Origin of the sequence: Ralstonia pickettii (genome assembly GCF_030582395.1) — a bacterium.
In the GTDB taxonomy this organism is placed as follows: Bacteria; Pseudomonadota; Gammaproteobacteria; order Burkholderiales; family Burkholderiaceae; genus Ralstonia; species Ralstonia pickettii_D.
The window spans coordinates 71869-85848 of sequence record NZ_CP104381.1; the positions used below are offsets into that span (position 1 = coordinate 71869).

Below are 13980 nucleotides of genomic sequence, written 5' to 3' on the forward strand. Positions count from 1 at the left end.
CTCCTTTCTGCGGGGTTCAGCCGCCAACGCCACCGATCTTACCCAGCAGTTCGCGCAACATCGCCCGCTCTGCCGGACTCAGCGCCGCAAGCATCCGCTCTTCTGTCTGCACATGCGAGGCGACCAAGCTGTCGACCAGTGCGAAGCCTTCGTCGGTCAGCACGATCTGCAGTCCGCGCCGGTCGTCTGGATCGGTCTTGCGGGCGATCAGGCCGCGTTTTTCCAGCCGGTCGAGCCGGTTTGTCATGGCGGAGGTCGACAGCATCATGTCCTTGGCCAACGCCGAAGGCGACAGCGCCTGGTCGCGGCCGTTGCGACGCAGCGTCAGCAGCACGTCAAAGCCCGCCATGTCGAGATCGGCTCCCGCCACGTTGGCGACCACGCCGCTGCGCAGCCGCTCGCCGGCGCGCCAGACATCGCCGCAGACTGCCATCGGGCTCGGGTCGATGTCGGGGCGCTCGCGCCGCCATTGCGCGAGGATGTTGTCCATCGGTGCCCCTTGCGGGGATGTGGAATCGCCTTGACCCATAAAACTCCTCATCCTAGTATTTCGACATCGAATTACTTGATGTCGAGGCTCTAGGAATCGTATCGGGTTTGGCCGGGCGAGACAACGCGAGCCGTGATGGTTCCCGCAGAAGCCACGGGGCGTCGACGCGAGTGGGGCTTTGTAGCGGAACACGCATGAAACCTATCCAAGCGACTCATTATTTCGATATCAAATAACGTGACATGGAGAGTTCTCATGCAGTTCAACCGCTTGACGCTCATGTTGGCTACCGCTGCGGCACCCGTTCTGTGGGGCACGACATATCTGGTGTTCACGCAAACGCTGCCCGTTGGTCACCCGTTGCTGGTCGGCGCGCTGCGTGCGCTCCCGGCAGGGGTGCTGCTCCTGCTTCTCGGCCCGGGCCTGCCGCCGCGTAGCAAGTTGCTTCCCTTGCTGTTTCTCGGGCTGGCGAATATCGGCGTGTTCTTCGCGCTCTTGTTCTTGGCGGCGCAGCGCCTGCCAGGCGGCGTGGCAGCGACGATCATGTCGGCGCAACCGCTGGTGGTGGCGCTGCTGGCGTGGCCCCTGCTGGCGCGCAAGCCGCGTCCGGCGCAACTGGCGGCAGCGCTGGCAGGGTCGATGGGGGTGGGGCTGCTGATTCTCGGCCCAGCGGCCAGGCTCGATGCGATTGGTGTGGCGGCAGCCCTGGCCGCTGCGTTTTCGATGGCGATCGGCACCGTGCTCATTGAACGCTGGGGCCGAATCGGCACGCCGCTGGCGGTGGCTGCCTGGCAGCTCGCGCTGGGCGGGCTGGTGCTGCTGCCAGTGGCGTTGTTCGTGGAAGGCTTGCCGCCCGCGCTCACGGCGCGTAACGCGGTGGGCTTTGCGTACCTCATCGTCATCGGCACGGCGTTGGGCTACTGGCTATGGGTGCGCGGTATCGGCGTGCTCGGCGCAGACGTGACGTTTCTGTCGTTGCTCAGCCCGCTGACGGCGACCGTGCTCGGCGCGCTGGTCCTGGGCGAGTGGTTCAGCCCGATGCAGACGGGCGGAGCGGTGCTGATCCTGGGCGCAACGGTGGCGGGGATGGCGTTGTCGCGGCGGGCACGGCGAGAGCCCGCAGTGCAGCGTTCTGGCTCAAGCGAGCAACTGCAGCCGCATTGATTTGCACACTACCGCCGCACCATGGGCCGCATCGGTGCTTCGTCGCCATTATCAACAGGCGCGGCGCCCAGATATTGCATGTTCGACCGATATTCGGGCAGTTTCGCCATCGTCATATGGCGGGCATCGGCAAACAGCGTGAGCGTTTCTGGCAAATGGCGTGACAGCACCGCCATCCGGGTGCGCCCCGATGGGTGTGTCGACAGAAACTGCTTTTGCTCCGTCCCGCCGATCGAACCCATTTTCTGCCACAGCGTGAGGGCGGCGCGCGGGTCATAGCCGGCGCGGGAGGCGATGTCCATGCCGACCAGGTCGGCCTCGGTTTCCTCCGCACGCGAGAACGCCAGCAGGTGCATCTTGGCGCCTTCGCCGAGGTCCGTATCGCCCCGGTTGCCGAAGCCGAACAATTGCGAGATGACGTTGGCGCCCAGGTTGGTGATTTCACGCTGGCCGGCGCGGGCGCGGGCGTGTTCGCGCAACGCGTGGGCGATCTCGTGGCCGAGCGCCATGGCGAGTTCGTCGTCCGTCAGCTTGAACTGTTCGAGCAGGCCCGAGAACACGGCGATTTTGCCGCCGGGCATGCAGAACGCGTTCACCTGCGACGAGCCGATCAAGTTGACGTCCCACTGCCAGTGCGTGGCGTCGGGGTTCCAGCGCGGTGCCTGAGGTGTGAGCCGTTTGACGATGCCGCGGATGCGGATCAGATCCGGCACGTTGTCCGGCGCCAGCGCGCCTTCGTGGGCCGCGTTGTCGATGATCCCCTGATATTCGGCCAGCGCGCGCTTATCGATTTCCTCGGCCGGAATGACGAGCCGGATGTTGGGCGATGTGGTGGTGGGCGCTTCCAGCTTCACGCCGTCGGCGGGGACGGGCAGCGGGCCGTCCATGGCGGTTGCCCACGCAGATAGCGCGAGGCCGAAAGTGGTCAGCAGGGAGCGTGTGACGCGGGGCATATGGGTGAGGGGACGGATCCGTGCGACATAATATCGGCCAACGCCGCGCGCCACGCTACGTGGCAACCCGCATTCGCCTTCGCCACCGGCCTGCCGCATGACCTTCCACGATTACCTCGATATTTTCCGCAACCGCCGCATCGGCGCGATGTTGTTGCTGGGCTTTGCCTCCGGCCTGCCGCTGGCGCTCACCTCGGGCACGCTGCAGGCTTGGATGACGGTGGAAGGGCTGGATATCCGCACCATCGGGCTGTTCTCGCTGGTGGGGCAGGCCTATATCTTCAAATTCCTGTGGGCGCCGTTGATGGACCGCTTCACGCCGCCGCTGATGGGCCGTCGGCGCGGCTGGCTGGTGCTCACGCAGGCCGGGCTGGTGGCGTCGATTGCCGCCATGGCCTTCACGCCGCCGCACGCCGCGCTCTGGGCACTGGCCGGGCTGGCGGTGCTGGTGGCGTTTCTGTCGGCGTCGCAGGACATCGTCTTCGACGCCTACAGCACCGATGTGCTGCATTCGAGCGAGCGCGGCGTCGGCGCAGCCGTGAAGGTGCTCGGCTACCGGCTGGCCATGCTGGTGTCGGGCGGCCTGGCGCTGTATCTGGCCGATCGCGTGATGGGCTGGAGCAACATGTATCTGCTGATGGCCGGCCTGATGGCGCTGGGTATCTTCACCACACTGTGGTCGCCCGAGCCGGAGGTATCGGCGCGCCCACCGCGCAGCCTGCAGGAAGCGGTGGTCGGCCCGCTGCGGGACTTTTTCTCCCGCCGTGGCGCCTGGGCGCTGCTGGCGCTGATCGTGCTCTACAAGCTGGGCGATGCGTTTGCGGGCAGCCTGTCGACCACGTTCCTGATCCGCGGTGTCGGCTTTTCTGCGGGTGAGGTCGGCATCGTCAACAAGACGCTCGGCTTGGCCGCCACCATCGTCGGCGCGCTGTATGGCGGCACGCTGATGGTCCGGCTGGGGCTGGTGCGCGCGCTGCTGATCTTCGGCGTGCTGCAGGCGGTGTCGAACCTGGGCTACTGGGTGCTGGCCGTGACGCCGCAGCATCTGTGGACGATGGCGGTGGCCATCGGCATCGAGAACATCTGCGGCGGCATGGGCACGGCGGCCTTTGTGGCGCTGCTGATGGCGCTGTGCAACCGGTCGTTCTCGGCGACGCAGTATGCGTTGCTGTCGGCGCTGGCCTCCATCGGCCGCGTGTACGTCGGGCCCACTTCGGGCTACCTCGTTGAAGCCTACGGCTGGCCCGCGTTCTATCTGATGACCGTGGTGTTTGCCTTCCCGGGCCTTGCGCTGCTGTGGTGGATGCGCGGCACGATCGGGCGCTACGAAGCCGAGCAGAACGAACGCGCCCTGGAAGCCAACGCGGCCAAGGCCGCGTCAGCCTGACCGACTAACCCAAGCGGTTCGAGCGGTCGGCATCGGTAAAGCCGGCCAGCGGCAGCGCCGCATCGATGCCTTTGCCCAGCGCGATGGCCTTGAATAGCTCTCCCATTTCTGCCTCGGACAGCAGCTTCTGCACGGCATTGGCTGCCGGCAGAAACTGCATCGGGTCGGACGGGTCGAGCCTCATCAGCAATTCGCCCACACCGGCGCTCAACAGAAAGCGCGCCTGGCTCGTATAGCCTAGCAGTTCCAGCCCGGCTTCCTGGCCCGCCTGTGCAATCCCCGAAAAATCGACGTGCGCGGTGATGTCCTGCAGGCCGGGCAGCCAGAACGGATCGTCGTGCGCGTGCTGACGGTAGTGGCACATGAGCGTGCCGTTGGCGCGGTGCGCGTGGTAGTACTCCGCAGCCGGGAAACCGTAGTCGATCAGCAGCAGCAAGCCACGCTCAAGTGCCGCGCCGGCACTGCGGATGAAGCCCTCGCCGGCTTCGTGCGATTCGGTGACGAAATCGTCCGTGCCGGGCAGGGCGGCCAGCTTGGCGGGCACCTCCGACGGACTCACGAGCCGGTCTTCCCATTGCAGGCCGTTGTCGGCATCGAGCATCACGCCGCGCTGGTGCCACACGCCGCCGCGCCGGGCCCACAGCGAAACGGGCATCGCATCGAGCACTTCGTTGCCGACCATCACGCCGGTGAACGGCGCGGGCAACGTGTCGTGCCACCGCGCGAGGGCGCCCAGCCCGGGGCCGAGCGCAGTCAGACGCTCCTGCTGGCGCTGGCGCAGCTCGCCGGAGAGTTCGACGATGCCGTAGCTGTCGGGCCGCGCGCCCAGCGCATCCAATTCGGTGAGGATGTCGGCGGCCAGCTTGCCGGTGCCGGCGCCAAACTCCAGCACGTGACGCTGCCCTTCGGGCAATGCCTGCAGCACTTGCGCGATCTGGTGTGCCACGGTGCGCCCGAAGAACGGCGTCAATTCAGGCGCGGTGACGAAGTCGCCGCCGTCTTCCACGCGGCGGCCGAACTTGGCTGCGCCGCCGCTGTAATAGCCCAGGCCGGGCGCGTAGAGCGCCAGTTCCATGTAGCGGTCGAACGGAAGCCAGCCGCCGGCGCCCGCAATGGCGTCGGCGATCACGGCGAACAGGTGCGCGGACTGCGCCTGCGCCGCCTCGTTGGGAAGCGGTAAACTCACGGTTTTGCTCATCGCCGGATTGTAAACAATGGCGCAGACGCCCAACCAGTCAACTGCGGAATCGACCGCAGAATCCGCCACCCAGCGGCGCATCGCCCTCGTCACGGGCGCAGGCCGCCGCGTGGGCCGCGTCATTGCCCTGGCCCTGGCCCGGCACGGCTGGGATGTGGCCGTGCATTGCCACCGCTCGCGCACCGAGGCCGACGCCGTCGCCGCGGAGATCACCGCCATGGGCCGCCGCGCCGTCGTGCTGCAGGCCGACCTCTCGGACGAAGCCGCCGCCGGTCGCCTGATTGCCGATTGCAGCGCTGCACTGGGTACGCCCACCTGCCTGGTCAACAATGCGTCGCTGTTCCAGTACGACGTGGCGACCAGCTTCAGCTATGCGTCGCTCGATACGCACATGCGCACCAACGTGGCCGCACCGCTGCTGCTGTCGCGCGAGCTGCACCGAGCGTTGACCGCCGAGGGTGCCGAGCGCCGCGGGGTCGTCATCAATCTGCTCGACCAGAAGCTCGACAACCTGAACCCGGATTTCCTTTCTTACACGTTGTCGAAGGCGGCACTGTCGACGGCCACCATGCAGCTTGCGCAGGCCCTGGCGCCCGCGCTGCGCGTGGTGGGCGTGGCGCCGGGCATCACGATGGTGTCGGGCGACCAGTCGCAAAGCGGGTTTGCACGCGCGCACCAGATGACGCCGCTGGGCCAGTCGTCCACGCCGGAAGACATCGCCGATGCCGTGTGCTATCTAGCTACCGCGCGCGCCGTGACCGGCACCACGCTGTTCGTCGACGGAGGCCAGCACCTGATGCCGCTGGCTCGCGACGTGATGTTCCTGACTGAATAATCTTTCCCCGGACGCCCCATGCTTTCCCTGCTATCCCACCCGCGCCTGTCGCACTGCCGCCGCATGTTTCTGCGCAATTACGAAGTGCAGATCAACATCGGCGTGCATGAATTCGAGAAGAAGGGCGAGCAGCGCGTCCTGATCAATATCGAGCTGTACGTGCCGCTGGAGCATTCGTCGCCCACCGAAGACAAGCTGCATGAAGTGGTGGATTACGACTTCATGCGCGAGACCGTGGCGCGCCGCATGGCGCAGGGCCATATCCACCTGCAGGAAACGCTGTGCGATGACGTGCTGACGGCGATGCTCAAGCATCCGCATGTGCTGGCTGCGCGGGTGTCGACGGAGAAACCGGATGTGTATCCGGATTGTGAGTCGGTGGGGGTGGAGGTGTTTCGAATTAAAGAGTCGGGCTGAGGGCTCTTTTTTTGATGCTCGTGGAGCGTCCCTTGTTTCACCCCCTACCGGGGGCGACTCACTTTCTTTGTCTTGCCAAAGAAAGTAAGCAAAGAAAGGCGCGCCCGAGATGGCAACCCACTCCTTGAATTTATGTCGCAGGGAGGGAAGGGAGGCAAACTCGCTGCGCTCAGACAGGCCTCCCTTCTTTTCCTCCCTGCAACAGAAATTCAAGGCGCCATCTAGGGCAGGGGACGGCCACACCGTCTGTGCGCGGGCGTTGGCGGTGCGCTTTTTTTTTTTGATGGTGGTTCAAGCCGCCGTCGCGTATTCGCGGCGCTGGGCGTGCAACGCGCCTGCGACGCTGGCCAGCAGGTCCAGGGCCAGATGCGCTGTGATCCCGTCTTTGTCGTGGCGCGGGTTGTATTCCACGAGTTCGAAAGCGGCGAAACGTGCGTCGCGTGCGCACGCGGCAAGTGCTTGCGCCATGCCCTGCGCGGTGAGCCCGTCTGTTTCAGGCGTGCCGACGCCGGGTGCGACGGCGGGGTCGAAAGCATCCAGATCGAGTGTCACGCCAAAGGCCGCAGTGCCCGATTTGACCTGGCGAATGGCGTCGGCCATGACGGCGCGCAGGCCGTTGCGTGCCACTTCGGCAGCGTCGATGACGCGCACGCCAAGCAGATCCAGCAACGCGCGTTCGGCGGGCTCGTAGCTGCGCGCGCCGATCACCACGACGTGTTCCGGCAGCAGCTTCGGCGCGGCATCGCCGATCTGCGTGAGGGCCGCCGCACCGTGGCCGAGCAGCGCCGCCAGCGGCATGCCGTGGATGGCGCCGGAATCGCTGGTCTGCGGTGTGTGGCTGTCGAGATGGGCATCGATCCAGATCAGGCCGAGCGGGCCCTTCGGCCGCAAGGCGTTCGCCACGCCGGACCACGTGCCGATGGCGCACGAGTGATCGCCGCCGATGACCACGGGCACATGCCCCTGGTGCACGCTGTGCCCGGTTGCGTCACCGAGCGCGCGCGAAAAACCGGCGACGCCCGGGAGCGCGGCCAGACGCGCTGAGCGGCTGTGCCCGGCCGAGGTGGCCAGTTCGATATCGTGTACGAGCGTGGCCTGCGTGTCCCGCGTCTGCAATCGCGCCAGCGCGCCGGCCTCGAGCAGCGCACGCGGGCCGTCCTTGCAGCCGTCGTCTTGCGCTCCGCAGCCGATGGCCGCGCCGATCAGATCGATGATGGTCATGTCACTCCCCTTGCAAGTTCTTCGGTCATGCCACCTTGCGCCGTGGCCAGCCGGCCAGCGTCTGGCGGATGGCCTCCAGTGCCAGTGCCAGTTCAGCTTCGCCAATCACTAGTGGCGGAGTCAGGCGCACTACGTTGCCGTAAGTGTCCTTGGTCAGCACGCCGCGTTCGGCCAGCGCGAAGGCGAAGTCGTGTGCGTCGATGTCGGCATCGAGTTGCAGGCCGATCATCAAGCCGCGCCCGCGCACCTGCCGCACGCCGTGGCCAATGAGCGTCTCCAGTTCGTCGATGAACGTCGCGCCCACACGGGCGGCACGCTGTGGCAGTTGTTCTTCCATCAGCAAGCCGAGTGCCGCGCGTCCGATGTGCGCTGCGAGCGGGTTGCCGCCAAACGTGGAGCCGTGGTCTCCCGGGTGGAATACGCTGATGACAGCCTCGCGCCCCGCGATAGCCGACACCGGCACCATGCCGCCGCCGAGCGCCTTGCCCAGCACCACTAGATCGGCGTCCACGCCTTCATGCCAGCTCGCCAGCACATCGCCGGTTCGGCCCAGGCCCGTTTGCACCTCGTCGCAGACGAGGAGCACGTTGTGCCGGGTGGCAAGTTCACGCGCGAGTTTGAGGTAGCCGGCAGGCGGTTCGACGATGCCGCCTTCGCCTTGCACCGGCTCCATCAGGATGGCACCCGTGTTGGGCCCGATCGCCGCACGTAGCGCATCAGCGTCGCCGAACGGAATGCGCCGGAAGCCCGCCGCGAACGGGCCGAATCCATAGCGGTATTGATCGTGCGAGGAGAACCCGACGATCGTTGTCGTGCGGCCGTGGAAATTGTTGTCGAAGACGACGATTTCGGCGGCCTCGGGCGGCAGGCCCTTCACGTCGCGCGCCCATTTTCGGGCTGCTTTGATCGCGGTTTCGACGGCTTCCGCGCCGGTGTTCATGGGCAGCGCGCGGTCCATGCGCGTGATGCGGCAGACGTCGGCCAGGAAGGGTCCCAGCTCGGTATTGTGGAAGGCGCGCGACGTGAGCGTCAGCCGGCCGGCCTGCTCCGTCAGCGCGGCAACGAGTTTCGGATGCGAATGTCCGAAGCTGACCGCCGAATACGCCGACATCATGTCGAGGTAGCGCCGGCCGTCCGTATCGAACAGCCACACGCCTTCGCCGCGTTCCAGCATGACCGGCAACGGCGCGTAGTTGTGTGCGCCGTAGCGGTCTTCCAATGCATAGCTCGGATGTTGCATTGCGGTCGTCATGATGGCCTCCTGCCTGGATCGGTCGTTCACTTGCGGCGCATTGTGCGATCTGACAGACTTGAAATCAAATCGAATGTTTTTCGTTTTTCGATCCAAAAATTTGATGGATAAAGGCATCCGTCTTCTGCCATGTCGCACTCTCCGCTGCGCTATCTGCATAGCTTCTTGACCGTTGCCAACGAGGGCAGCTTCGTGCGCGCGGCAGACCGCTTGGCCGTGTCGCAACCGGCGTTGTCGTACCAGATGCGGCAGCTCGAACAGTGGCTCGGCGTGCCCTTGTTTGAGCGCTCGGGGCGCAAGCTCGTGCTCACGCGCGCCGGCACGTCGGTGCGGGCGTGGTGCCGTGATGCGTTTGCCGGGTTGGATGAACTCCGCGCCGCATTGCACAGCGGCGAGATGGAGCGCGTATCGCTCAAGCTGGCGAGCGGTTCCAGCTTCGGGCGCTATGTGCTGATGCCGGCGCTCCTGACGCCTTCGCCCGAATCAGATGCGCCGCTTGTCGACGACGTGCGCCTCGAACTCGCCTTCGGCAGCGATGAAGAGGTGTTCAGCCATATCGAATCGGGCCGCGCCGATCTCGGCTTCGTCTACACGCCGCGTACATCGCGCCTGTTTGAACACCACGCCGTCTACACAGAGGAATTCGTGCTGGCCTGCAGCGCCCGCGCATTGCGTGAGCGCACTGCGCCGCGCACGCTGGCCGACTGCGCTGCATTGCCCTTCGTGACCTATGACGAATCCGATGCGGTTTATGGGCTGTGGTTCAAGGCGCTGTTCCGGCGCATGCCCGAGACGACTGTCAGCGCACATCACGTGTCCGACCTCGAAGAGGTGAGTACGTTGGTGGAGGCCGGCATGGGCTGGTCGGTGTTGCCGCTGCATGCCATCCAGGATGCCGTGGAGCGCGGGCGCCTGGAGGTCGTGCGCCCGATCGTGGCGCGGCGCTGCCTGAACACCGTGTTTGCCGTGCGCCGTACATCGAGCTTTCCGAGCGAAGCCCAAGACCGTCTGCTGGTGCGGTTGGCACAGCTTGACGCCGCAGCGCGCGTGTAGGCACCCGGTCGCGACCCTCCAGGCGAATTTGCGATCCGCCAAATGCAGCCTTGAAATTAATTAATTCGACAATTAATATCTGCGGCATGGCAACCCGCAAATCTTCCACGCGCGGCCCCGGGCGTCCCCGTCGCCAGCACGGCGCGGCGCAGGACGACCTCCGCGACCGTCTGCTCGACATTGCCGTCACGTTATTTGCACGCGACGGCGTGGGTCCGACCACCCTTGCCGCCATCGCGCGCGAGGCCGGGGTGACGGCGCCGATGGTGCATTACCACTTCAAGACGCGCGATCAATTGCTCGATGCCGTGGTTGAGGGGCGCATCCGCCCGTTGATCGATCAAGTGACGGGTCCGGCGCTGGCGATCATCGCCGACGACGCGCATCTGCCCGACCTTGCGCAGACCGTGGCCGGCGTGGCGCAGCGCATGGTGGCGGTGGCCGCGGCCACGCCGTGGTTTCCGACGCTGTGGATTCGCGAGATCGCCAGCGAGGGCGGCCAGTTGCGCGAGCGTGTGTTCGCGCGCATTGCGCTGGAGCGCGCCACGTTGCTGGTCGACCGCATTGCCCGCGCACAAGCGGCCGGGGCGGTGAACGCGGCGCTGCAGCCGCCGCTGGTGATGGTGTCGTTGATCGGCCTGGCGATGCTGCCGCTGGCAACGCGCGCGCTATGGGGCCGCCTGCCGCTCGCGGATCGCGTCAGCGACGAGGACATCGGGCGGCACGTGGCCGCGCTGCTGCTGCACGGTATCGGCCCGGTCGGACCAGCCGAGAACGCCAGCAGGAAGAAGACGAAGCCCAAGTCAACGCCTGACAGAAAGGGGCGCAAGTAGGCGAACACGGCACGCAATCGAATCAATCGCATCAATCGGATCCCGCGGAGGGCGGTATGCGGCAAGCGTTGTGCATCGGCAGGGCTGGGTGTTTGGCGGCGGTATCGGCCGCGGCAATGGTGTTGGTGGGCTGCGCCAAACACGACGATCGCACCTACCAGGGGTATGTGGAAGGCGAGTTCGTCTACGTGGCGTCGCCGGTCGGTGGACGGCTCGAACATCTCGGCGTGCAGCGGGGGCAGACCGTCAACGCTGGCGCGCCGCTCTTCGTGCTGGAATCGGTGGATGAGACGGCGGCCCGCCAGCAGGCTGCCGCGCAACTGCAAAGCGCCGAAGCGCAACTCGCCGATCTGAATATCGGCAAGCGTGTGCCGGAAGTGGATGCGGCGCGCGCGCAACTGGCCCAGGCGGTGGCGGCGGACAAGCTCTCGTCGACGCAACTCGCCCGTGACGAAGCGCAGTTCCGCGCAGGTGGCATCGCGCAATCGCAGCTCGATGCAAGCCGCTCGACAGCCCAGTCGAACGCGCAGCGTGTGCGTGAACTGACCAACCAATTACGCATTGCCCAGTTGCCGGCCCGCAATGACCAGATCCGCGCGCAATCCGCGCAGGTGGAAGCGGCGCGTGCGGCTGTGGCGCAAGCCCAATGGCGGCTCGATCAGAAGGCACAGAAGGCTACGCAGGGCGGGCTCGTTTTCGACACGCTGTATCGCGAAGGCGAGTGGGTCGGCGCCGGCAGCCCCGTGGTGCGCATGCTGCCGGCGGCCAACGTCAAGGTGCGATTCTTCGTGCCACAAGGCGTGCTCGGCGCGCTCAAGCCGGGGCAAGCCGCGCGCCTGCACTGCGATGGCTGCGCTGCCGATATCAACGCCACCCTTACCTACATCGCCACCGAAGCCGAATACACGCCGCCCGTCATCTACAGCAACGCAACGCGCGAGAAGCTTGTCTTCATGGTGGAGGCGCGGCCGGCTGCGGCGGATGGTCCGAAGCTGCGCCCGGGCCAGCCCGTGGAGGTGACGCTGCCATGAGCGCCAATAGCCCAGACAGCCACGAAAGCCGCCCGCACACAGGCAATGGCGACTACGCCATCGACGTGCATGGCCTGAACAAGCACTTTGGTGACAAGCACGTTGTGAAAGACCTCTCCATGCAGGTCGCGCGCGGTGAGATCTTCGGCTTTCTCGGCCCCAACGGCAGCGGTAAGACCACGTCGATCCGCATGATGTGCGGATTGCTGACGCCCGACAGCGGCAGTGGCTCGTGCCTCGGTTACGACATCCTTAAAGAGTCTGCGCAGATCAAACGGCGCGTCGGCTACATGACGCAGCGGTTCTCGTATTGGGATGATCTTTCCATTCGTGAGAACCTGGATTTCGTCGCGCGCCTGTACGAGATGCCCAATCGGCGCGAGGTGGTTGATCATGCGCTGGAGCATCTCGGGCTGGCCTCGCGCGCCAAGCAACTGGCGGGCGCGCTGTCGGGCGGCTGGAAGCAACGCCTGGCGCTGGCCGCCTGCATGCTCCACAAGCCGGAGTTGCTGCTGCTTGACGAACCCACCGCCGGCGTCGATCCGAAAGCCCGCCGCGACTTCTGGGAAGAGCTGCATCGGCTGGCGGCGGAAGGCATCTCGGTGCTCGTCAGCACGCACTACATGGACGAAGCCGAGCGCTGCCACAAGCTGGCCTACATCGCGTATGGCGAGCTGCTCGCACAAGGCACGGCCGATGAAGTGATCGCCGCGCAGCGCCTGTCGACGTGGTCGGTCTCGGGCGGCAATCTCGTGGAACTGGGCCGCAAGCTGGAAGGGCGGCCCGGCGTGGATCAGACCGTCGCGTTTGGTTCGGTGCTGCACGTGACCGGCGCGGATGCGCAAGCGCTGGAGGGCACGCTGCGCAAGCTCGCCGCAGAATCCGGCGCCCGCACCGCTCCAATCGACACCGGCCTCGAAGACGTGTTCATCCACATGATGAAGCGCTCCTCCGACAACTACGGGGCGCAACCATGAAGCCGGACGCCAATCGCTTTTCGTTGGTGCGTTGGTGGAGCGTGGTGCTCAAGGAGTTCCTGCAACTGCGCCGCGACCGCGTGACGTTCGCCATGATGATCGGCATTCCGATCATGCAGTTGTTCCTGTTTGGCTTTGCCATCAACGCCGACCCGAAGCACCTGCTGACGGGCGTGATTGCCGCAGACCAGAGCGAGTTCACGCGCAGCTTCCTGGCCAGCATGCGCAACTCCGACTACTTCGACTTGGCCACCACGCTGCCGGATGAAACCGCCGGGCGCGAGGCGCTTGCCAAGGGCCAGCTTCAGTTTGTCGTAACGATTCCACCGGACTTCACACGCAAGCTGGTGCGCGGCGAAAAGCCCTCGCTGCTCGTGGAGGCCGATGCCACCGACCCGGCCGCGACCGGCCTGGCCGTGGCGTCCCTCTCGCAACTGGTGCAGGGCGTCGTCAGCAAGGATATGAAGGGCGCATTGTCACCGCTGGCCGGCGGTGCGGGCGGATCTGCGAGCACAGCACCGCCATTCGATGCGCGCATCCACAAGCTCTACAACCCGGAAGGCATCACGCAATACAACATCATCCCCGGTCTGATGGGCACCATCCTGACGATGACCATGGTGATGATGACGGGCCTGGCCATGACGCGCGAGCGCGAGCGGGGCACGATGGAAAACCTGCTCGCCACGCCAGTGCATCCCCTGGAGGTGATGACGGGCAAGATCGTGCCGTACATCTTCATCGGGCTGGTGCAGGTGACCATCATCTTGCTGATGGCGTTTTTCGTTTTTCAGGTTCCATTTGTCGGCAGCGTGTGGATGGTCTACGTGTCGGCGCTGCTGTTTATCGTGGCGAGCCTGACGGTGGGGATCACGCTGTCGTCGCTCGCACAGAACCAGCTGCAGGCGACGCAGCTCACTTTCTTCTACTTCCTGCCGAACATCCTGCTGTCGGGCTTCATGTTTCCGTTCGTGGGGATGCCCAAGTGGGCGCAGGTGATCGGGAACCTGCTGCCGATGACGTACTTCAATCGGCTCACGCGCGGCATCCTGCTCAAGGGCAATGGCTGGTTTGAGCTGTGGCCGAGCATCTGGCCGTTGATGGTGTTTACGGTGGTGGTGCTGGGGGTGGCGTTGCGGTTTTATCGCAAGACGTTGGATTGAGGTGGC

General features: G+C 65.6%; 14 protein-coding genes. 9 read left to right on the forward strand and 5 right to left on the reverse strand.

All coding sequences use genetic code 11. From position 1 onward, the window contains the following. Positions 1 to 16: 16 nt before the first annotated feature. On the reverse strand, positions 17 to 529 hold the full coding sequence (locus N5B55_RS00270; protein WP_012760875.1) for a MarR family winged helix-turn-helix transcriptional regulator: 513 nt from the start codon (positions 527 to 529) through the stop codon (positions 17 to 19). A gap of 216 nt (positions 530 to 745) precedes the next feature. Here N5B55_RS00270 and N5B55_RS00275 point away from each other — a divergent pair, with 216 nt between their 5' ends. Continuing rightward, positions 746 to 1654 (forward strand): DMT family transporter, encoded by a 909-nt coding sequence (locus N5B55_RS00275; RefSeq protein WP_304538782.1) that lies wholly within the window; start codon positions 746 to 748, stop codon positions 1652 to 1654. Between the two features lie 8 nt (positions 1655 to 1662). Here the strand turns inward: N5B55_RS00275 and N5B55_RS00280 are convergent, their stop codons facing one another. Next, positions 1663 to 2607 carry a M48 family metallopeptidase gene (locus N5B55_RS00280; protein ID WP_037027961.1) on the reverse strand — a complete coding sequence of 315 codons (945 nt, stop codon included), beginning with the start codon at positions 2605 to 2607 and terminating at the stop codon, positions 1663 to 1665. Positions 2608 to 2704: 97 nt separating this feature from the next. Here N5B55_RS00280 and N5B55_RS00285 point away from each other — a divergent pair, with 97 nt between their 5' ends. Beyond that, positions 2705 to 3994 (forward strand): muropeptide transporter, encoded by a 1290-nt coding sequence (locus N5B55_RS00285; RefSeq protein ID WP_154206154.1) that lies wholly within the window; start codon positions 2705 to 2707, stop codon positions 3992 to 3994. Positions 3995 to 3998: 4 nt separating this feature from the next. Here the strand turns inward: N5B55_RS00285 and N5B55_RS00290 are convergent, their stop codons facing one another. Continuing rightward, positions 3999 to 5192 carry a class I SAM-dependent methyltransferase gene (locus N5B55_RS00290; protein WP_304538783.1) on the reverse strand — a complete coding sequence of 398 codons (1194 nt, stop codon included), beginning with the start codon at positions 5190 to 5192 and terminating at the stop codon, positions 3999 to 4001. Positions 5193 to 5208: 16 nt separating this feature from the next. Here N5B55_RS00290 and N5B55_RS00295 point away from each other — a divergent pair, with 16 nt between their 5' ends. Then, on the forward strand, positions 5209 to 6027 hold the full coding sequence (locus N5B55_RS00295) for an SDR family oxidoreductase (RefSeq protein WP_178959130.1): 819 nt from the start codon (positions 5209 to 5211) through the stop codon (positions 6025 to 6027). 18 nt (positions 6028 to 6045) lie between these two features. Continuing rightward, a complete protein-coding gene (locus N5B55_RS00300) occupies positions 6046 to 6444 on the forward strand; it encodes a dihydroneopterin aldolase (protein WP_012760881.1) in 399 nt (132 codons plus the stop codon). Between the two features lie 291 nt (positions 6445 to 6735). Here N5B55_RS00300 and N5B55_RS00305 read toward each other — a convergent pair whose 3' ends face one another. Next, positions 6736 to 7665, reverse strand: coding sequence for an arginase (locus N5B55_RS00305; protein WP_304538784.1), 930 nt, complete (start codon positions 7663 to 7665; stop codon positions 6736 to 6738). A gap of 25 nt (positions 7666 to 7690) precedes the next feature. After that, positions 7691 to 8917: an ornithine--oxo-acid transaminase gene (rocD, locus tag N5B55_RS00310; RefSeq protein ID WP_304538785.1), complete on the reverse strand. Its 1227-nt coding sequence runs from the start codon at positions 8915 to 8917 to the stop codon at positions 7691 to 7693. Positions 8918 to 9046: 129 nt separating this feature from the next. On the opposite strand from rocD, the gene N5B55_RS00315 reads away from it, so the two are divergent. The 5 genes from N5B55_RS00315 (at position 9047) to N5B55_RS00335 (ending at position 13974) form a co-directional block, all read left to right on the forward strand. Then, entirely contained in the window at positions 9047 to 9970 is a 924-nt protein-coding gene (locus tag N5B55_RS00315) for a LysR family transcriptional regulator (RefSeq protein ID WP_304538786.1), read from the forward strand. 86 nt (positions 9971 to 10056) lie between these two features. Beyond that, a complete protein-coding gene (locus tag N5B55_RS00320) occupies positions 10057 to 10803 on the forward strand; it encodes a TetR/AcrR family transcriptional regulator (protein ID WP_304538787.1) in 747 nt (248 codons plus the stop codon). A 56-nt stretch (positions 10804 to 10859) separates the two neighbouring features. Next, positions 10860 to 11834 (forward strand): HlyD family secretion protein, encoded by a 975-nt coding sequence (locus tag N5B55_RS00325; protein WP_304538788.1) that lies wholly within the window; start codon positions 10860 to 10862, stop codon positions 11832 to 11834. Further along, positions 11831 to 12811, forward strand: a complete 981-nt coding sequence (locus N5B55_RS00330; RefSeq protein ID WP_304538789.1) for an ABC transporter ATP-binding protein — start codon at positions 11831 to 11833, stop codon at positions 12809 to 12811. Before N5B55_RS00325 ends, N5B55_RS00330 begins: the two co-directional genes overlap by 4 nt. Beyond that, positions 12808 to 13974: an ABC transporter permease gene (locus tag N5B55_RS00335; protein ID WP_304538790.1), complete on the forward strand. Its 1167-nt coding sequence runs from the start codon at positions 12808 to 12810 to the stop codon at positions 13972 to 13974. Before N5B55_RS00330 ends, N5B55_RS00335 begins: the two co-directional genes overlap by 4 nt. Positions 13975 to 13980: the final 6 nt, after the last annotated feature.

What these genes read in the sequence shown, in the direction of transcription:
- N5B55_RS00275 (WP_304538782.1), top strand. Translation starts at nt 746, where the DNA reads ATGCAGTTCAACCGCTTGACGCTCATGTTGGCTACCGCTGCGGCACCC.
- N5B55_RS00285 (WP_154206154.1), top strand. Translation starts at nt 2,705, where the DNA reads ATGACCTTCCACGATTACCTCGATATTTTCCGCAACCGCCGCATCGGC.
- N5B55_RS00320 (WP_304538787.1), top strand. Translation starts at nt 10,057, where the DNA reads ATGGCAACCCGCAAATCTTCCACGCGCGGCCCCGGGCGTCCCCGTCGC.
- N5B55_RS00315 (WP_304538786.1), top strand. Translation starts at nt 9,047, where the DNA reads ATGTCGCACTCTCCGCTGCGCTATCTGCATAGCTTCTTGACCGTTGCC.
- N5B55_RS00305 (WP_304538784.1), bottom strand. Translation starts at nt 7,665, where the DNA reads ATGACCATCATCGATCTGATCGGCGCGGCCATCGGCTGCGGAGCGCAA.
- N5B55_RS00290 (WP_304538783.1), bottom strand. Translation starts at nt 5,192, where the DNA reads ATGAGCAAAACCGTGAGTTTACCGCTTCCCAACGAGGCGGCGCAGGCG.
- N5B55_RS00325 (WP_304538788.1), top strand. Translation starts at nt 10,860, where the DNA reads ATGCGGCAAGCGTTGTGCATCGGCAGGGCTGGGTGTTTGGCGGCGGTA.
- N5B55_RS00300 (WP_012760881.1), top strand. Translation starts at nt 6,046, where the DNA reads ATGCTTTCCCTGCTATCCCACCCGCGCCTGTCGCACTGCCGCCGCATG.
- N5B55_RS00330 (WP_304538789.1), top strand. Translation starts at nt 11,831, where the DNA reads ATGAGCGCCAATAGCCCAGACAGCCACGAAAGCCGCCCGCACACAGGC.
- N5B55_RS00295 (WP_178959130.1), top strand. Translation starts at nt 5,209, where the DNA reads ATGGCGCAGACGCCCAACCAGTCAACTGCGGAATCGACCGCAGAATCC.
- rocD (WP_304538785.1), bottom strand. Translation starts at nt 8,917, where the DNA reads ATGACGACCGCAATGCAACATCCGAGCTATGCATTGGAAGACCGCTAC.
- N5B55_RS00280 (WP_037027961.1), bottom strand. Translation starts at nt 2,607, where the DNA reads ATGCCCCGCGTCACACGCTCCCTGCTGACCACTTTCGGCCTCGCGCTA.
- N5B55_RS00335 (WP_304538790.1), top strand. Translation starts at nt 12,808, where the DNA reads ATGAAGCCGGACGCCAATCGCTTTTCGTTGGTGCGTTGGTGGAGCGTG.
- N5B55_RS00270 (WP_012760875.1), bottom strand. Translation starts at nt 529, where the DNA reads ATGGGTCAAGGCGATTCCACATCCCCGCAAGGGGCACCGATGGACAAC.